15 protein-coding genes and 2 pseudogenes are annotated in these 16716 nt (G+C 64.9%); 12 read left to right on the forward strand and 5 right to left on the reverse strand.

All coding sequences use genetic code 11. The features are described from left to right. Nucleotides 1-67 precede the first annotated feature (67 nt). A pseudogene (locus tag FJ957_RS20940) lies at nucleotides 68-409 on the forward strand (GNAT family N-acetyltransferase); the annotation flags it as partial. Between the two features lie 243 nt (nucleotides 410-652). Here FJ957_RS20940 and FJ957_RS20945 read toward each other — a convergent pair. Continuing rightward, on the reverse strand, nucleotides 653-2650 hold the full coding sequence (locus tag FJ957_RS20945; RefSeq protein ID WP_140834749.1) for a PhoX family phosphatase: 1998 nt from the start codon (nucleotides 2648-2650) through the stop codon (nucleotides 653-655). Between the two features lie 234 nt (nucleotides 2651-2884). Here FJ957_RS20945 and FJ957_RS20950 point away from each other — a divergent pair, with 234 nt between their 5' ends. The 4 genes from FJ957_RS20950 (at nucleotide 2885) to FJ957_RS20965 (ending at nucleotide 6158) form a co-directional block, all read left to right on the forward strand. After that, nucleotides 2885-3223, forward strand: coding sequence for a hypothetical protein (locus FJ957_RS20950; RefSeq protein ID WP_140834750.1), 339 nt, complete (start codon nucleotides 2885-2887; stop codon nucleotides 3221-3223). 17 nt (nucleotides 3224-3240) lie between these two features. Next, nucleotides 3241-3942 (forward strand): phosphatase PAP2 family protein, encoded by a 702-nt coding sequence (locus FJ957_RS20955; protein ID WP_140834751.1) that lies wholly within the window; start codon nucleotides 3241-3243, stop codon nucleotides 3940-3942. A gap of 91 nt (nucleotides 3943-4033) precedes the next feature. After that, nucleotides 4034-4303: a helix-turn-helix transcriptional regulator gene (locus tag FJ957_RS20960; protein ID WP_067328683.1), complete on the forward strand. Its 270-nt coding sequence runs from the start codon at nucleotides 4034-4036 to the stop codon at nucleotides 4301-4303. A 133-nt stretch (nucleotides 4304-4436) separates the two neighbouring features. Further along, a complete protein-coding gene (locus tag FJ957_RS20965) occupies nucleotides 4437-6158 on the forward strand; it encodes a SulP family inorganic anion transporter (protein WP_140834752.1) in 1722 nt (573 codons plus the stop codon). An 8-nt stretch (nucleotides 6159-6166) separates the two neighbouring features. Here FJ957_RS20965 and FJ957_RS20970 read toward each other — a convergent pair whose 3' ends face one another. Continuing rightward, complete coding sequence (locus FJ957_RS20970; RefSeq protein ID WP_140834820.1) at nucleotides 6167-7093, reverse strand: DMT family transporter; 927 nt, start codon at nucleotides 7091-7093, stop codon at nucleotides 6167-6169. Between the two features lie 171 nt (nucleotides 7094-7264). Continuing rightward, nucleotides 7265-8116, reverse strand: a complete 852-nt coding sequence (locus FJ957_RS20975; protein WP_140834753.1) for an ATP/GTP-binding protein — start codon at nucleotides 8114-8116, stop codon at nucleotides 7265-7267. Between the two features lie 113 nt (nucleotides 8117-8229). Here FJ957_RS20975 and FJ957_RS20980 point away from each other — a divergent pair, with 113 nt between their 5' ends. Further along, entirely contained in the window at nucleotides 8230-9015 is a 786-nt protein-coding gene (locus FJ957_RS20980) for a helix-turn-helix transcriptional regulator (RefSeq protein WP_140834754.1), read from the forward strand. Between the two features lie 174 nt (nucleotides 9016-9189). On the opposite strand, the gene FJ957_RS20985 is transcribed toward FJ957_RS20980, so the two are convergent. Then, a complete protein-coding gene (locus FJ957_RS20985; protein ID WP_140834755.1) occupies nucleotides 9190-10122 on the reverse strand; it encodes a CHAD domain-containing protein in 933 nt (310 codons plus the stop codon). Continuing rightward, a complete protein-coding gene (locus FJ957_RS20990; RefSeq protein ID WP_140834756.1) occupies nucleotides 10119-10592 on the reverse strand; it encodes a CYTH domain-containing protein in 474 nt (157 codons plus the stop codon). The genes FJ957_RS20985 and FJ957_RS20990 overlap by 4 nt, the downstream gene beginning before the upstream one ends. A 90-nt stretch (nucleotides 10593-10682) precedes the next feature. On the opposite strand from FJ957_RS20990, the gene FJ957_RS20995 reads away from it, so the two are divergent. The 6 genes and pseudogenes from FJ957_RS20995 to FJ957_RS21020 form a co-directional block, all read left to right on the forward strand. Continuing rightward, entirely contained in the window at nucleotides 10683-11387 is a 705-nt protein-coding gene (locus tag FJ957_RS20995) for a DUF1956 domain-containing protein (RefSeq protein WP_140834757.1), read from the forward strand. After that, a complete protein-coding gene (locus FJ957_RS21000) occupies nucleotides 11384-12337 on the forward strand; it encodes an HlyD family efflux transporter periplasmic adaptor subunit (protein ID WP_140786238.1) in 954 nt (317 codons plus the stop codon). Before FJ957_RS20995 ends, FJ957_RS21000 begins: the two co-directional genes overlap by 4 nt. After that, the gene (locus tag FJ957_RS21005; protein ID WP_140834758.1) at nucleotides 12334-13254 is read left to right on the forward strand and encodes an ABC transporter ATP-binding protein; all 921 of its coding nucleotides are present in this window, start codon (nucleotides 12334-12336) and stop codon (nucleotides 13252-13254) included. The genes FJ957_RS21000 and FJ957_RS21005 overlap by 4 nt, the downstream gene beginning before the upstream one ends. Then, nucleotides 13251-14387, forward strand: a complete 1137-nt coding sequence (locus FJ957_RS21010) for an ABC transporter permease (protein WP_140834759.1) — start codon at nucleotides 13251-13253, stop codon at nucleotides 14385-14387. Before FJ957_RS21005 ends, FJ957_RS21010 begins: the two co-directional genes overlap by 4 nt. A 384-nt stretch (nucleotides 14388-14771) precedes the next feature. Next, nucleotides 14772-15977 (forward strand): hypothetical protein, encoded by a 1206-nt coding sequence (locus FJ957_RS21015; protein WP_140834760.1) that lies wholly within the window; start codon nucleotides 14772-14774, stop codon nucleotides 15975-15977. Between the two features lie 194 nt (nucleotides 15978-16171). Then, a pseudogene (locus FJ957_RS21020) lies at nucleotides 16172-16531 on the forward strand (integrase); the annotation flags it as partial. Nucleotides 16532-16716 lie beyond the last annotated feature (185 nt).

The following is a 16716-nucleotide window of genomic DNA, read 5'->3' on the forward strand; positions in this document are numbered from 1 at the left end:
GCGTCGGCTTTGGCGCAATCCCTCGGCGTCGCGCAACCGGGCATGACGCGTAGCGTGGCGCTGCTTGCTCGCGTCTCTCACCAAGCCCGGCCCGTTCACGCTGGAGGCGCTGAGCCTCGGCGATTTCTGGGGCATCAGGATCGACGGCTGGCTGGCGGCGATGGCCGGCGAGCGCATGAAGCAGCCCGGTTGCTCGGAACTCAGCGGCGTCTGCACGCATCCGGATTTCCGCGGCGGCGGCCTTGCCCGGCTGCTGTGGGTGTTCGTGGCGGGCAGGATCGCGGCGCGCGGCGAGATTGCGTACCTGCACGCCTATGACAGCAATGCGGCGGCGATCGAACTTTACGAGTCGATCGGCTTCCGCCTGAGAAACAGGATGAACGTGGCCATGGTTCAACGCGCGAAGTGACTGCTCGGCTTCGTCATCCACGGGCGGAGCGAGGAGCGCAGCGACGCAGCGCAGACCCGAGGATCCATTCCGTGACATGCGAGCGTTGCACGGTGCAGAATTCTGCTCCGCTGCGCCCTGTGATCGCGGTCACGGCATGGATTCCAGGGTCTCCGCGACGGAGCTTCGCTCCTGCTTCGCCCTAGAATGACGACGTTGGGGAGGCTTCCGCCAATCCCCAACGCTTGCGCTAGCCTCAGCGCATCACACCGCGATCTTGCCGCCGCCCTGCTTCGTAATCGCGACGACCGACGGCCTTACCGGCATGTCCGGCTTGAAGTCCGGCCAGCGGGTCGACGGGTCCTCGTAATAGGACGGGCGGCCAAAGCCTTCCCAGTCCTCGCCGCCGTCGCCCGGATGCTGGACGGCGACGAAAGCCGTCTGGTCGTCAGGCGCGAACAGCGGGCCGCACATCTCGGCGCCGATCGGGACGCGGAAGAACAGTTTCGACGTTGCCCGCGCGGCACCCTCGGTATCGACCGCCCACAGGCCGTCGGTGCGGCCGGTGGCCTTCGGACCCTGGCCGTCGGTGGCGACCCACAGGCGCCCGGCGGAATCGACGGCGCAATTGTCCGGCATGCCGAACCAGCCATGGGCGGTGGTCGCGGTGGAGAAGGTGGCGCCGACATCGGCCACCGACGGATCGCCACATTTCAACAGCACCTCCCATTTGCCCTTGGTCGCGGCGAAGTCGCCGCCTTCCTCGACGATCTCGATGATGTGGCCGAAGGCGTTGCCAGCGCGCGGATTGGCGGCGTCGACCTGCTCGGCCTTGCGCTTGGTGTTGTTGGTCAGCATGACATAGACCTTGCCGTTGCCGGCATTGGGCTGGATGTCCTCCGGCCGGTCCATCTTGGTGGCGCCGAGCAGGTCGGCGGCGCGCCGCGTCTCGATGAGAACGTCGGCCTGGGAAGCAAAACCGTTCTCCGCCGTCAGCGGGCCTTCACCGAAAACGATCGGGATCCATTCGACCGAACCGTCCTCGGCGAATTTCGCCACATGCAGCGTGCCGTCGTCGAGCAGGTCCATGTTGGCCGCGCGGTCATCGGGATTGAACTTACCGGCGGTGACGAATTTGTAGACATAGTCGAAGCGCTCATCGTCGCCGAGATAGAAGACGACGCGGCCGTCCCTGGCGACGATCGACTCGGCGCCCTCATGCTTGAAGCGGCCCATGGCGGTGCGCTTCCTCGGCACCGAAGCCGGATCGTTGACGTCGACCTCGACGATCCAGCCGAAGCGATTGGGCTCGTTCGGCTCCTTGGCGAGGTTGAAGCGGTCGTAATGCGCGCCCCACTCATAGGCGCCTTCCGGAATGCCGAGGCGCTTGTAGTTGGCGGCCTCCCTGTGGCCTTCCGGCAATTCGCCCGAGAAATAGCCGTGGATGTTCTCCTCGGCCATCACATAGGTGCCCCAGGGCGTGACGCCGCCGGCGCAGTTGTTGACGGTGCCGATGACCTTCGCGCCGGACGGGTCGGCATTGGTCTTGACGCGATCGTGGCCGGCGACCGGGCCGGACAGCGCCATCTCGGTGGTGGACATGATGCGGCGGTTGAGCTTGCCGTCGCGCACCACCTGCCACTTGCCGCCTTGCTTGCGGATTTCGACGATCGTGCCGCCATGTGCGGCCATCTCGACATCGACCTGCTCCTTCGAGAGCGGCGCCACCTCGGCGGCCTTCTTGCCGTCCTTCTCGACGATCGAGACGATGCCGGGGAACATCAGATGCGGGTTGGTGTATTCGTGATTGACGACCAGCAAGCCGTGCTCGGCGGAGCCGTCGATCGGGATATAGCCGACATAGTCGTTGTTGTAGCCGAACTGCCTGGCCTGGGCTTCGGCCGATTGTTTTGCCGGATCGAACTCCGGCGAGTCGGCGAACAGCGGATCGCCCCAGCGCAACAGCACGTCGGCGTCATAGCCCGGCGCGACATGGTGCTTGTCGTCGATGCCGGCCTCGAGCTCGTCGAACTTGAAAGCCGAAGCCTCTGCGGCGCGCGCCTCGTCGGCGGCGATCAGCGCCAGCGGGCTGACGGTGGCGGCAATGGCCGAGACGGCCAGCGAGCCCATGAGAAAGCCGCGGCGCGAGAAACGCGCGGCGATGATCTCGCCCATGGTGCGGTTGTCGGTCGGGTTGGCGGGCGGGCCGTCATTTTCCTCGAGCTGGCTGGTGCGGAAGCGGGTCTCAGGGGTCACGGTCATGGGATTCCTCTGGCTTCTTGAGGTGGCTGGGATTTTGACCTTTCGACCCCTAAAGCGCGCCGATCACATTTTCGTGACATGGCTTCGACGTACCCCCTCGGTGATTGGCGAAGTCGTCGATGTCGGTCCGCGGCCTTCGCCCTATCCTCCATCGCCCAGCTTGACGGTCTCGCCCGCTTCGGAAACAAGGGCTGCGGTCGGCGTGGCGACGGCGCTTCAAGAAGGGGACGACAGGTGAGTTTCTGGGGACTGGGGCAGCTCGGCATTTCGACGGTGATGTTCCTGCTGGCGGCGATGGCGGCCAAGCATTGGGGGATGGCGCCGAGCCTGGCCAAGCTCTTTTTGACCCTGGCGCTCTACACGGCTGGCAATCTGATCATGCTGCGGCTGGTGCGCGAATTCGGCATGTCGGTGTCGTTCAGCCTGTCGGCGGTGATCCAGCTCGTCGCGGTCAATGTCGTGGCGCTCGCCTTCTTCGGCGAGCGGCTCAACGGTTTGCAAGCGACCGGCATGGTGCTGGCGATCGCCGCCGTCGCGCTGATCACGCTTGGGCCCTATATCCAACGGCTGTAGCTGGACCCAAGGCCAGAATGAAATCGACCGCCAACGCGCTGCTTAACAAAATGGAATTCCCGGTGCTGCTGGCCGGGCTGGTGATTGCCGGCGGTCTATGGGGCCTAGTGGAGCTGATTGAGGTGGCGCGCGCCACCACGCCACATGCCTTCGATACGGAAATCCTGCTTGCCTTCCGCCATGCCGGGCAGCCGGACAGTCCAATCGGTCCACCCTGGCTCGAAGGTGCGGTGCGCGACGTCACCGCGCTGGGCAGCACCGCTGTGCTGGTGCTGATCACGACGGCGACGATCGTCTATCTGCTCTTGATCCGCAGGCCCTTGACCGCTCTGTTCATGTTCGCGGCCGTGGCGGGTGGGCAAGTGCTTTCCAGCCTGCTCAAATTCGAGGTCGACCGGCCGCGCCCCGATCTCGTCTCGCATCTCGTCACCGAGACTTCGCTCTCGTTCCCCAGCGGCCACGCGATGCTGTCGGCGGTGACCTATCTGACCCTCGGCTCGCTGGCCGCCCGCTTCCTGCCGGACCGCAGGACGAAAGTCTTCGTGCTTGGCCTTGCCGTGCTCACCACGGTGCTGATCGGCGCCAGCCGCGTCTATCTTGGCGTGCACTGGCCGTCCGACGTGCTTGCCGGCTGGTGCGCGGGCTTCGCATGGGCCATGCTGTGCTGGCTTGCGGCACGCCTGGTGCAGCGACGCAAGGTTGTTACGGATAGCGAATAACCAATGTTTCATCTATGCCAAATGAGGGTTGAAACATCAGGATGTTTATATTATCCATTGACACCGCAGACTCAGACATAGGTTCTGGCCGATGATCACTGCTGCGCAGATGCGCGCCGCAAGAGCGTTGGCCGGTATCGACCAGCGAACGCTCGCCGAGCGCGCCGGAGTTTCGCTTCCGACGATACAGCGTATGGAGGCGAGCGAGGGCGTCGTGCGAGGCGTCGTCGACACGCTGATGAAGGTCATCCAGGCCCTCGATGAGGTCGGGGTGGAATTGATCGGCGAGAACCAGACCAGCGAACGCGGCGGCAGGGGCGTACGCCTCAAGGCCATCGTGGCGCAGAACCCGCAGGGCTGAGCCGCAACTGCATCCGCCCCCGGAAACCGTAGCCGGTTTCGGGCAGCGCGATGCAGCGTCGCAACGGTTATCGCGACGGCGACCGCCGACATGCAGCCGACGATCCCGCCGCCCTGTGGAGCGGAAGCAGTTCATGGATCAGGCGCGGCGGGCAATTCACCATCAGGCGCGGCCGAGGTTCGCCGAGCTGTTCACGCCAAAGCTGGTGACGGTGCTGCGCGAGGGCTACCACCTCAGGCAGCTGAGGGCCGATCTAATCGCCGGCCTGACGGTCGCCATCGTGGCTCTGCCGCTGTCGATGGCGATCGCAATCGCCTCGCATGTCGGGCCGGAGCGCGGTTTGTTCACGGCGATCATCGGCGGCTTCATCGTCGGCGCGCTTGGCGGCAGCCGGTTCCAGATCGGCGGGCCCGCCGGCGCCTTCATCGTGGTCGTGGCCTCGACGGTCGACCGGCACGGCGTCGACGGACTGATCCTGGCGATGCTTATGGCCGGTGTCTTCCTGATCGCGGCCGGGTATCTGAGGCTCGGCGCTTATGTGAAGTTCATCCCCTATCCGGTAACGGTCGGCTTCACAGCCGGCATCGCCGTCATCATCCTGTCCAGCCAGTTGCACGACCTGTTCGGCCTGACGCTGCCGGGCAAGGAGCCAGGCGACCTGCTGCCGCGGCTTATCGCGCTCGGCAAGGCTGCCGGGACAGCAAATCCGGCGGCCATTGCCGTCGCCGCGCTGACGATAGGGATCATCGTGGCCATGAAGCGCTGGCGGCCCTCCTGGCCGGGCCTACTGATCGCGGTCGCCGCGGCGTCGCTGGCCGCGACGGCTCTTGGTCTTCCCGTGGAGACGATCGGCACGCAATTCGGCGGCATTCCGCGGATGTTGCCGGACCCGACTCTACCGCCGCTCGATGCGCAGAAGCTCATCTCCGTGGTACCCGATGCAATTTCCTTCGCCCTGCTGGGAGCGATCGAGTCGCTGCTTTCCGCCGTGGTCGCGGACGGTATGACCGGCCGACGGCACCGCTCCAACTGCGAACTGGTAGCACAGGGCATCGCCAATATCGGCTCGGCGCTCTTCGGCGGGATCTGCGTGACCGGACTGATCGCGCGCACGGCAACCAACATCCGCGCCGGCGCGCATGGACCGTTGTCGGGAATATTCCATTCCGCCTTCCTGCTGCTGTTCATGCTGGTGGCTGCGCCGCTTGCCAGCTATATCCCGCTGGCGGCGCTTGCCGGGGTGCTGGCCACGGTGGCCTGGAACATGGTGGAGAAGCCAGCCTTCCTGGCGCTGATCCGATCGTCCTGGGGCGACGCCCTGGTGCTTCTGGTCACCTTCGGACTTGTCATCTTCCGCGACCTCACCACCGGCATCGTGATCGGCTTCGCGCTGGGCGCGCTGCTGTTCATCGGGCGGATGGCACGTTCGGTCGAGGTGGAGGCGCACGTCCCGTCGGTGACGGACGACCGCGCCGACGACGCAAATGGCGGGCGCGTAGCCTATGACCTCGCCGCCGCCACCGATCCGGACACCGTCATCTACCGCATCTCCGGCGCCTTCTTCTTCGGCGCTGCGGCAACGGTTGCCGCGGTGCTGGACCGTATCGCCGACCAGCGCAGGAACTTCATCCTCGATTGCACGGCGGTGCCCTTCCTCGATTCGACCGCGGCAAACGTCATCGAAAGCACCGTGCGCAAGGCCAGGCGCGCCGGAGGACGCTTCATTATCGCGGGCGCCTCGTCGCAAGTCAGGCGCACGCTGATAAGCCATGGCGTCAAGCGACCGCTGGTAACCTATGCCGCCTCGATCCGTGACGCGCGGGCGCAACTGGGCGGAAAAGCGGCGACGGCGTAGGCCCCTGCTCAAACGGTCGCTTCGATCGGCTCGGCAAGCTTCGGATTGGCGCGCGCGGCGATCAGGCAGCCGGCGACGATGAGGCATGCCCCTGTCAGCGTGGTCCAGGCCACCGTCTCGCCGAAGAAGAACCAGCCAAGCGCGATCGCCCAGATGAAGGCCGAGTATTCGGTCGGGATCAGATATTGCGCCTCGGCACGGGCGTAGGACCAGCTCATCAAAAATTGCCCGGCGAGCGACAGCAGCGCCACCGCGCCCAAAGGAAGCCAGAGATCGCTCGGCAGCGCAACCGCGAGCCAGGGTGCTGCGAGACCGAGGATGATCGCGACGAAGAGGTTCTGGAACAGCATGATCTCGACCGGCCTGGCCAGCAGCGCCTGTTGCCGGGAGAGGATCAGATTGTAGGCGTAGAACACCGTCGATACGAGCACCGCGGCCGTGCCAAGCAGGGCATCTTGCGAATGGCTTGCCGCCCCGAATTTGCCGGCCAGCATGATCGCGACGCCCGCCATGCCGGCCAGCGACGCCCAGACCGCCTGCCGCCTTATGCGTTCGCCCAGCAACAATGCCGCAAGGAAAAGCGCAAACAGCGGCGCGACGAAGCTGAGCCCGATCGCCTCGGCGAGCGGCAGCCTCGCCAGACCCCAGAAGAACAAGACCAGGACGATACCGACAATCGCGGCGCGCAAGGCATGCAGGCCCAGCACCGGAAGGGTCGGCTTCGAGCGCGACCCTGCCGTCCAGGCGGCGCCCGCGACCAACGTGGCGACCAGGCTGCGCCACAGCAGCGTGTTGTAGACGCCGACCGCGAGGGCCAGGGACTTCATGGCCGCGTCCATGCCGGAGAGCAGGAAGATCGCCAGAGCGCATATGAACACGGGGATCATCGGCGAAACGGCGCCGGTCGGGCTGGATGTCTTCACGGCTTCGCTCAGGTGACGGATGGGAGCCGGATAGTGCGGAGCAAGCGGCGAAACCAGATGGCAGCCGCCACCGACATGGCGGTCCAATCGCGATTGGCGAGGCGAAAAATCGCCTCGCCGCTGAGTGCCGAGATGCGAAACGCTGTCCCTCCGGCGGTTAAGGCTTATCCGCCGCCGCATGGCTCAATCCAGTGACAGCGCCACGACCTCGCCTTCGCCCATCAGTGGCACGAAAATGCGCTTGCCGTCGGTGCCGATGTCGGCGCTGCCGGGCTTGAACCGCGCCACCGCTTCCGGCGCGCCGCCGGGCTTATAGCTGTAAAGCGTGCCGGTCAGGTAGGCGGTGGCGTAGATGGTGTCGCCAATGGCGAGGACACCGTCGAGGTCGGCAAATTCTTGAGCGCCCGGCAGCGGCGCGACCTTCTTCGTGGCGAGGTCGACCGACAGCAGGCCGCCCGGCTCGGCGGTGCTGAAGTCAGTCTTGTTGATGCCCTTGCCCCAGGACGCGACGATCAGCCTGCCGCCATCGGCGAACACGCCATTGGGCGAGGCAAGCAGCGCATCCTTGACGAACAATTCCGGCCTGTCGCCGTCGATGCGATAGATCGTGTCGGCCAGCATGTCGCTGACATACACCTTGCCGGCGCTGTCCTGCGTCATGTCGTTGAGGAACACGGCGCCCGGCACGTCGATTGTCTCGACCAGTCTGCCGCTGGCGAGATCGACGACGCGCACCTTGGTGATGTCGGCGGCGTAGAGCCTGCCACTGGCGATCGCCATGCCCTTGGGTGCGTCCATGCCGTCCACCCAGTGGCGGGCGATGACCTTGCCGTCCATCGACAGAAGCGACAGGTAGCCATTGCCGTCCGCGTCGCCCGGATTGCCGGCGATGTTGGAGACGACCATGCGGTTGTGGGCGGCATCGACAAGCGCGGATTCCGGCTGCTGGAAGCCGGTGGCGCGCCAGAGTTCGCCGGCCTGCGCTGCGGACACGGCGATTGTGGCGACGATGGTTGAGGCGATGAGACGTTTCATGGCTGCTCTCCTGTAATGACGACGGAGAGCTAGGATTTTCGATACTTTCCTGGAAGTCGGAACAAGACTAGTATCGTTCTTCGATACCAAATCGGATGAACGAGGCGCATTCCATGAACGGTCCGATCTTCGAGGCGCTGAAACGGACGCTGAGGGCCAAGGGCCTGACCTACCGGACGCTGGCCGAACGCATGGGCATTTCCGAACCGACGGTGAAGCGCATCTTCCACGAGCGGAACTGCAAGCTCGACCGGCTGATGGAGATCTGCGCGGCCGCCGATGTCGAGCTGGAGAACGTGCTCGGCGCGATGAACCGGGGACCGGGCCCGGCCAACCGCGTCGGGCCGGAGATCGAGCGCCGCCTGGCGGCGCGGCCGGCGCTGCTCTTCGTCTTCATCATGCTGTCGGAGAAATTCACGGCCGAAGGCATCATGCGCTCGCAGGGCCTGAGCGAAGCTTCGATGTTCCTCTGCCTGCGCGATCTCGAGGAACTCGGGCTGGTGGCGCTGGGGCGCGGCCTGTCGGCAAGGCTGCTCGTCGACACGCCGATCCAGTGGGATTTCGAGGGACCGCTGAAGCCGCATTTCGAGATGACCAACAAGAATTTCGTCGGCTGGGCGCTCGGCCATATGGAGCAGGGCGCGACCTTCATCAGCTTTTCCAGGCGGATGCGGCCGCAAACGGCGGAGATGCTGCGGCGCGAGGCCGAGGAGCTCGCCGAACGCGCCAGGCTGCTTGCCCACCACGACCAGCACACCACGCCGGAGGACCAGCTCACCGGCTACAAATGGACCTTTGCTTTCGGCGCGACGCCCTTTCCGGCGATCATGCCGATCGGGCCGCATCCGCGCGATGCGGGAGCGCGAGCGGCGAAGGAGAAACGGGCGCTGCCGGCGTAGCTCTCCCTCTTCTCCCCTTGCAGGAGAAAGGCGACGGATGAGGGGTGTTCCAGGGAATGAGACGTTGGCGATTGCGGCTTAGACCAAGCGCGTTGGCCAAGCTGGAGCACCCCTCATCCGTCTCGGCGCTACGCGCCGATCCTCCTTCTCCCACAAGGGGAGAAGGAAAGGGCTTCACGCCGCTTTCGCTTCTTCCTGGGGTCCGGCGAGATCGTCGCGCGCCTTGCGGGCGAGTTTTTTGGCCGAGCGTTTCGGACTGTCGCCGAACAGCTCGGCGGCATCGGCGAGGCAGGCCTTGGTCAGGCTCTTTTCGGAGCGCTTCAAGAGCTTGCGCAGAAGCTTCGTGTCATCGGCGGGGCCGAGCGGCTCGCCATCGGCGTCGAGCAGCGCGCGCATGACAAAGACGTCGTGCAATTCGCCGAGCTGCTCGCCGAGCTTGTCGACCGCCTTGCGCCGCGCCTTGATCGGCGTCGGCCACAGGCGGCCGAGCAGCGACAGATGCATGGAATGCGTCTTGGCCGCCTTGCGCAGGTCGTGAAAATCCTCGTTCTCGCCGCGCGACTCCGCCTTGTCCAGCGCTTTCTTGGCCCGCCGCAAGGTAGCGCGGGCGCCGTCGGCGAGGATGTCGGCGGCCTGTTCCGGCTGATCGGGCATGGCCAGCCTGTCGATGCGCTCCAGGCCCTCACGGCAGGCGGCTACGGCCGCATTGATGGCGGCATCGAGGCCGGGGCCGGCATGGAGCTCATGCTGGCGCAGCACCAGCCGCTCGCGCACGGGATCGAGACCGCCGCCGGCGGATTGTTCCGGAAAGGCATCGGCCAGGCGATCGACGGTTTCGATCAAGGCGGTCGCCTCGCGCGGCCCGGCCAGCAGCGCCGATACCTGCTTATAACATTCGTTCTCGGTCTGGCAGAACGGTTCGTCGCCGGAACGAACCAGGCGCAGCAAGGCGCGCACGCTTTTCAGCCGCTTGCGGCATTTGTGCAGCCCCTGCTCCGGCTTCTCGCGCGCCATCTCGAGATGGGCGATTGCCTTCCCGATCTCGTCGGCCAATATGCGCCTGACCTCGCCGGTCAGCGGCAAGCGCGGATCGATGCGGAAGCTCATGCGACGATCTCCGGAATCCCCCCAAGGGCCAGCGACGCGTTGTACAATCTCGACTCGCCGGTGACCTCGCGACCGAGCCAGTCGGGCAGCATTTCGTCGGATACGTCCTCCGGCGTCTCCAGCTCCGCGATCACCAACCCCGCGAGCTTTCCGCCGAAAACATCGACTTCATAGAGATAGCCGCGGTGTCTAACATGGTGGCGTGTCTTCTCGATGACACGCCCGACGGCAAACGCCGTCAACTCCTCGGCTTCGGCAAGCGGGATCGAATATTCGAACTCGTCGCGCTCGCGCGCCCTGTCGCCGAACTTCAGCGTCAGCTTGGCGGAGCGCCCGTCTGAGATGCGCACGCGCACCGTGCGGCCGGGCTGCGCGGCGACATAGAACTGGCGAATGCGGATTTCCGCCTCGACCCTGTCGCGCCAGGCCGGACTGGAGACCAGGAACTTACGCTCGACTTCCTTGCCCATGGCCGGGCACTAAAGCCTGTGAGGGCCGGGAAGGCAAGCCGACTCGGAGTCAAACTTGACTTTAATCAATCGATTGATTAAAGTCGGGGTATGAACAGGCAACCAGGCATAAAAAGGCAGCCGCGCGAGTCCACCACCGCAGAGCAAACGCGAACGGCGCTGGTGCACGCGGCGCTCAAGCTGTTCGGGCGGCAAGGTTTCGCCGGCACCTCGACGCGCGAGATCGCGGCCGAGGCCAAGGCCAATATCGGCTCGATCGCCTATCATTTCGGCGGCAAGGAAGGCCTGCGCGCCGCCGCCGCCGATTTTATCGTCGACACCATCCAGAGGATCGCCGGCCAGGCGCTGGGCGGCGCCCAGGCCGCCGCGCCGCTGGAGCCGGAAGCCGCCCGCGCCCAGCTTTTCGCAGCGCTCGAGCGGATGGTGGGCTTCGTCGTGGCCAGTCCGCAGGCCGGCGAGATCGTACAATTCGTACTTCGCGAGCTCTCGCATCCGACCGCCGCGCTCGACCGCATCTATGCGGGCGTGTTCGAGCCGACGCACCGGCGGCTGTGCCAGATCTGGGAACAGGCGACCGGCGAGCCGGCCGAGAGCGAGGCGACCAAACTCACCGTCTTCACCATGATCGGCCAGGTCATCTATTTCCGCATCGGCCGCGAAGCGGTGATGCGACGGATGGGCTGGCGCGAGATCGGCAATGAAGAGGCCGCCAAGGTGGCGGCGGTCGCAACCGACAACCTCAGGGCAATGCTGGCGGCGCGCGGGCCGGCCGCCGGCAAGAAGGGCAAATCATGAGCTTTCTCTGTTCGCTGCCGCTCGCGGCCCAATTGTTCGGCGCCTGCGCGCCGGCGGCGCCCTTGGCCGTCGGCTATGTCGAAGGCGAATATGTGCTGATGGCGCCGATCGAAGTGGCCCAGGTGGCGACGGTGACGGTCAGGCGCGGCGACCGCGTCGAGAGCGGCACGCCGGTGGCGACGCTCGAGGACGCCGACGCCAAGATCGAGGTCGCGCAAGCGCAGGCCGCGTTGGCGCAGGCGCAGGCCCAGCTTGCCGACCTGCAGGTCGGCAAGCGCCCCGAGGAAATCGCGGTGCTCAAGGCCGAGGTCGACATGGCAAAAGCCCAGGCGGCCGACGCCAAACGCAAATACGACCGGGCGAGCGATCTCTACAAGCGCGGCACCGGCACCCAGGCCGACTACGACACCGCCTCGGCTTCGCTGGAGACGGCCACGGCCCAGGTCGGCCAGGCGGAAGCCAATCTCGCCGTCGGCAACCTGCCGGCGCGGGCCGAGACCATCAAGGCCGCCGACAACCAGGTCAAGCAGGCGCAGTCGACCCTGGAGCAGGCCGAGTGGCGGCTGTCGAAGCGGGTGCTGACGGCGCCCTCGCCCGGCCGCGTCAACGACGTCATCCGCAATCCCGGCGACACAGCCGGGCCGACCGCGCCGGTGATCTCGGTGCTGCCGGACGGCGCCGTGAAGCTCAGCGTCTATGTGCCGGAAAGCGCCTTCTCGTCGGTCAAGGTCGGCACCGAGCTCAACGTCCATTGCGACGGCTGCGGGACGGGACTCAAGGCACGCGTCAGCTATGTCTCGCCCGATCCGGAATTCACGCCGCCGGTGATCTATTCGCTCGAGAACCGGCAGAAGCTGGTCTATCTGGTCGAAGCGCGGCCGGATGGCAATGCCGGGCCCTTGCAGCCCGGCCAGATCGTCGATGTCGATCTTGCGGATCTCGGGCAATGAACGCAATCGACGTTCGCGGCCTGGTCAAGCGCTTCGGCGACAAGACCGTCGTCGACCATGTGACGATGACGGTCGCCGAAGGCGAGATCGTCGGCTTCCTCGGACCGAACGGCTCAGGCAAGACGACGACCATCCGCATGATGTGCGGGCTGCTCACGCCGGACGAAGGCGACGGCACGGTGCTGGGCTTCGACATCCGCAGCGACGCGCTCAAGATCAAGCGCGAAGTCGGCTACATGACGCAGAAGTTTTCGTTCTACGAGGATTTGACGATCGGCGAGAACCTCGAATTCGTGGCGCGGCTCTACCGGCTGAGGCCGGTGGAGGAATATGTCGCGCGCACGCTTCAGGAGCTCGGCCTGACGAGCCGTCGCGACCAGCTGGCCGGCACGCTTTCCGGCGGATGGAAGCAGCGGCTGGCGCTGGCCGCCTGCATCATGCACAAGCCGAAGCTGCTCCTGCTCGACGAGCCGACCGCCGGCGTCGACCCGAAGGCGCGGCGCGAGTTCTGGGACGAGATCCATCGGCTGGCCGGCGGCGGGCTGACCGTGCTCGTTTCCACCCATTACATGGACGAGGCCGAGCGCTGCCACCGCATCAGCTACATCTCCTACGGCAAGATGCTTGCCACCGGCACGGTGGAAGAGGTGGTGAAGAATGCCGGGCTGACCACCTTCGTGCTGCAGGGGCCGCGGCTCGACCAGGTGGCCGAGGCGCTGCAGGGCCGTCCGGGCGTCGACCAGGTGGCGCCGTTCGGCGCCACGCTGCATGTCGTCGGCTCCGACAAGGCGGCGCTCGAAAAGGCGCTCGCCGATGTCGAAAAGGAGCATAAGGGCGTCACGGTGAAGCCCGGCGAGACCAGCCTCGAGGATGTGTTCATCCAGTTCATGTCGGGCTCGAAGGACAACATGGCATGAACGCGGTCTTCTCCTTCGCCAGGCTGGGCGCGCTGCTGATCAAGGAATTCATCCAGATGCGGCGCGACCGCATCACCTTCGCCATGATGCTGGGCGTGCCGCTGATCCAGCTGGTGCTGTTCGGCTATGCGATCAACAACGACCCGAAGAGCCTGCCGGCGGCGCTTGTGGCGACCAGCAGCGATCCCTATACGCGCGCCATGGTCTCGGCACTGCAGACGACGGGCTACTACCGTTTCGACCATGTCGCGCAAAGCGCCGAGGAGGCCGAATTCCTGATGTCGCGCGGCGATGTCTCCTTCGTGGTCACCATTCCCGCCGATTTCGCCCGACGGGTGGAGCGCGGCGACAATCCGCAGATCCTGATCGAGGCCGACGCCACCGACCCGGCGGTGGCCAGCGGCGCGATCTCGACGCTGAGCACCGTGGCCGGCCAGGCGCTGCTCAGGGCGCAAGGCACGCAGGAGACGGCCAAGGAGGCGGCGCGCGGCCAGCTCGATGTCGTCGTGCACCGGCGCTACAATCCCGAGGGCATCTCGCAATACAACATCGTGCCCGGCCTGCTCGGCGTCATCCTGCAGATGACGATGGTGATGATGACCTCGATCGCGCTGACGCGCGAGACCGAGCGCGGCACGATGGAAAACCTTCTGGCCATGCCGTCGAGCCCGCTGGAAATCATGCTGGGCAAGGTGCTGCCCTATCTGGTGGTGGGCGCGGTGCAAGTGGTGGTGGTTCTGGCGGCGGCGAAGCTTCTGTTTGCCATTCCCTTCACCGGCTCGCTCTCTCTCTTGTTGTCGGCCGTGCTGGTGTTCGTGCTGTCGCTGGTGCTGCTCGGCTACACGATCTCGACCATCGCCCGCACCCAGATGCAGGCGCTGCAGCTCACCTTCTTCTTCTTCCTGCCCTCGATCATGCTGTCGGGCTTCATGTTCCCCTATCGCGGCATGCCGGGCTGGGCGCAGACTTTTGGCGAGATCTTCCCGCTGACGCATTTTTTGCGCATCACCCGCGCGGTCATGCTGAAGGGCGCCGCGCTGCCGGCGGTGGCGACGGAGATCGGCTGGCTGGTGGTGTTCGTGGCGCTGTTTGCCGGCGTGGCGCTGGTGCGGTTCAGGCGGACGCTGGATTAGGGGCGGAGGAAGGGTGCGCCGGGCGAGCGGGAGTGGGTCGAGACGGTCCTTGCTGTGGTACCGGATATTGATGGACGGCACGTTCTAACCCAGAGCAGCCTCTCGGAGGCTGAACCGTGACTGCTTTGCTGCTTTGCGCCTCATGTCGGCCGTTCGGCGGGCTGAGTAAGGTTCTCAAAAGCCGTCATTCTTTCTCCTCAACCTCTAAAGTTTTTCTACAGCCTCTCGAAGATCGGTTCGGGGTCCTACCAGCATCGCGCGCATTCTTGCTTGCGTGCAAATGTCGGTGACAGAACAGAAATCTATCTGGATTTGATTTGCTACTTGTCGGCATGATGGCCCGTGTCATTATCGCCATACGTGGATCAGGCGTAAATCGGGGGGATGAGGGTGCCGATCAGGAAGCGCTTCGATTCGCGTGAGCCGACCGACTATTACGGTGTCGTTGAGGAGGCGGTCGAAGCCGACCCCCGGAGTGCGCGAACTCGATCCTTCTTACTGATCGACTGCGTTCGCTCCGACCGCTTCGATCGCGATGGTGCCCAAATTATGGAAGATCGCAGCGCGCTGGCGCTGGTTCGCGCGATGTCGACGCCCAAGCGATGGGAAGAGCAATTCGGGCTCGGTGAGATTGCTAAGGGAGACTGGCTCTCGTTCCGCGTCGACGATAGTGGCGATGTTCCCCGGGCTTGGGAACTGCGCGCCGATAACAACTATGCGGCGGGGCCATCGCGATCGATCAAGGCGATGCGCCGAATCAGCGGATCGCCCGCCATGTCGCAGCCTGGAGACGACGCGCTGGTCATGAACCTCATGGCCGCCACCAGCATCCCGCTGAAGCAGCGGCCCCGCGTCAGTGCCTCCGTAGCTATGCAACAACTGCATTTGGGCGGCCGGATCGAGATCATCATACTTGATGTCGGCCAAGCCTCTGCCGCGCTGATCAAGCGAGACGGCAAGCCGATCGGCTTTTTCGACGTCGGAGCACCGATCTGGTTCAACAAAGGGTCGCTGCCCAAGACCATAACCCCGCCGATGGTGCCGGGCGGTTTCATCATCCTCTCGCACTGGGATTTCGATCATTTCGACCTAGGCCGTCGTCACCAACCCTACCGCAAGCTCGCCTGGTTTGCCCCTGACCAGCCCGTCGGTCCCAATACCGCGCGCTTTCAGGCAGACCTCGGTAACCGCCTGGTCTTCATCGACGGCCCGGCGAGTAGCGGCGGTTTCAGTCTGTCGCGTGGCACGTCGACACTAGCCAATGATCGCAACGGCGCGGGTTATCAGCTTCGTTATGAGGAGAATGGACGCGCAGTACTTCTGACTGGTGACACCGGTTATGACCTAATCCAGTCGCACATGCTGGCCGGCATCGGTGGCCTGACGGTGCCTCATCATGCCGGGCGTTCAGAGGCATCGCCACCGGCGTCTGTCGACCCATGGCGGGCGATCGCATCCTACGGAGAGCCTAATTCCTACCGCCACCCGCACGCGCAAACAATCACCAATCATCAGAGCCAGGGATGGCAGATTTCAGCCACCGCAACGACACCGACCCACCGGCGCGGCAATCGTCCGCTGTTTCCATGACCGTTGATCTCCGCGTCGGGAGGCGGCGCGTACCATCCAGGGCAGTTGCGGTATGCTGGCGCCGCGAGCCCATATTTGGAAGTCCAGACGAGGAAAGATGTGGTGCGCGCCTATAGTTCAGCAAATCGCGCTACCAAGTATGCTCGCTGTCTCGCGGCTTCCAGTCCCACCTGCTCTGGGTACATATGCCGGGACGAACGCGGGCGATGGTGGTTCAACAGAAGACAGGAGGTCCTGTCCAATCCGAACTGACCAGCGATGTGCGTACTAGCCTCTTGGCGTGGCTGAGAGGCGCGGTGGCGCCGTGAATGACCACGCGTTCCCAAGCCGGATCAACCATGCACACCATATGAGCACGCGGCAATATGCCCGTCTGGTCGACGAATGGATCACTGCAATTGAACTTCGAATATTCCCTGCGCAGAACAAAGGCTGCAATGACTTACAACGCGACGGGCAACCTGCGCGCCAGCCAAACCAAGATCGAGGACACGGTGCGGCATCTGGGTGTCGATATCGACGCACTGCTCCTGGTAGAACGAACTGAAATCTGACGCTGGAGCGACGGTCTTATTGTGTCGCAAAATCGGACTTTGGTGAGGAGGAGACTGGCGGGTTCTGGATCAGCATTCAAAAAAGCAGACCCTCGGCAGCTGGCGAATAGCGGAATCGAAGGCGAGCGCCGACGGCTGATGTTGAGGTGAAGGCAGGACTAAATAGTTGCCGACAGGAAGAAAAG

The organism is Mesorhizobium sp. B2-4-6, from assembly GCF_006442775.1.
Lineage (GTDB): Bacteria > Pseudomonadota > Alphaproteobacteria > Rhizobiales > Rhizobiaceae > Mesorhizobium.

Coding starts and splice junctions, on each gene's coding strand:
- FJ957_RS21010 (WP_140834759.1), top strand. CDS start 13,251: ATGAACGCGGTCTTCTCCTTCGCCAGGCTGGGCGCGCTGCTGATCAAG.
- FJ957_RS20945 (WP_140834749.1), bottom strand. CDS start 2,650: ATGACCGTGACCCCTGAGACCCGCTTCCGCACCAGCCAGCTCGAGGAA.
- FJ957_RS21000 (WP_140786238.1), top strand. CDS start 11,384: ATGAGCTTTCTCTGTTCGCTGCCGCTCGCGGCCCAATTGTTCGGCGCC.
- FJ957_RS20995 (WP_140834757.1), top strand. CDS start 10,683: ATGAACAGGCAACCAGGCATAAAAAGGCAGCCGCGCGAGTCCACCACC.
- FJ957_RS21005 (WP_140834758.1), top strand. CDS start 12,334: ATGAACGCAATCGACGTTCGCGGCCTGGTCAAGCGCTTCGGCGACAAG.
- FJ957_RS20980 (WP_140834754.1), top strand. CDS start 8,230: ATGAACGGTCCGATCTTCGAGGCGCTGAAACGGACGCTGAGGGCCAAG.
- FJ957_RS20965 (WP_140834752.1), top strand. CDS start 4,437: ATGGATCAGGCGCGGCGGGCAATTCACCATCAGGCGCGGCCGAGGTTC.
- FJ957_RS20955 (WP_140834751.1), top strand. CDS start 3,241: ATGAAATCGACCGCCAACGCGCTGCTTAACAAAATGGAATTCCCGGTG.
- FJ957_RS20975 (WP_140834753.1), bottom strand. CDS start 8,116: ATGAAACGTCTCATCGCCTCAACCATCGTCGCCACAATCGCCGTGTCC.
- FJ957_RS20985 (WP_140834755.1), bottom strand. CDS start 10,122: ATGAGCTTCCGCATCGATCCGCGCTTGCCGCTGACCGGCGAGGTCAGG.
- FJ957_RS21015 (WP_140834760.1), top strand. CDS start 14,772: ATGAGGGTGCCGATCAGGAAGCGCTTCGATTCGCGTGAGCCGACCGAC.
- FJ957_RS20990 (WP_140834756.1), bottom strand. CDS start 10,592: ATGGGCAAGGAAGTCGAGCGTAAGTTCCTGGTCTCCAGTCCGGCCTGG.
- FJ957_RS20960 (WP_067328683.1), top strand. CDS start 4,034: ATGATCACTGCTGCGCAGATGCGCGCCGCAAGAGCGTTGGCCGGTATC.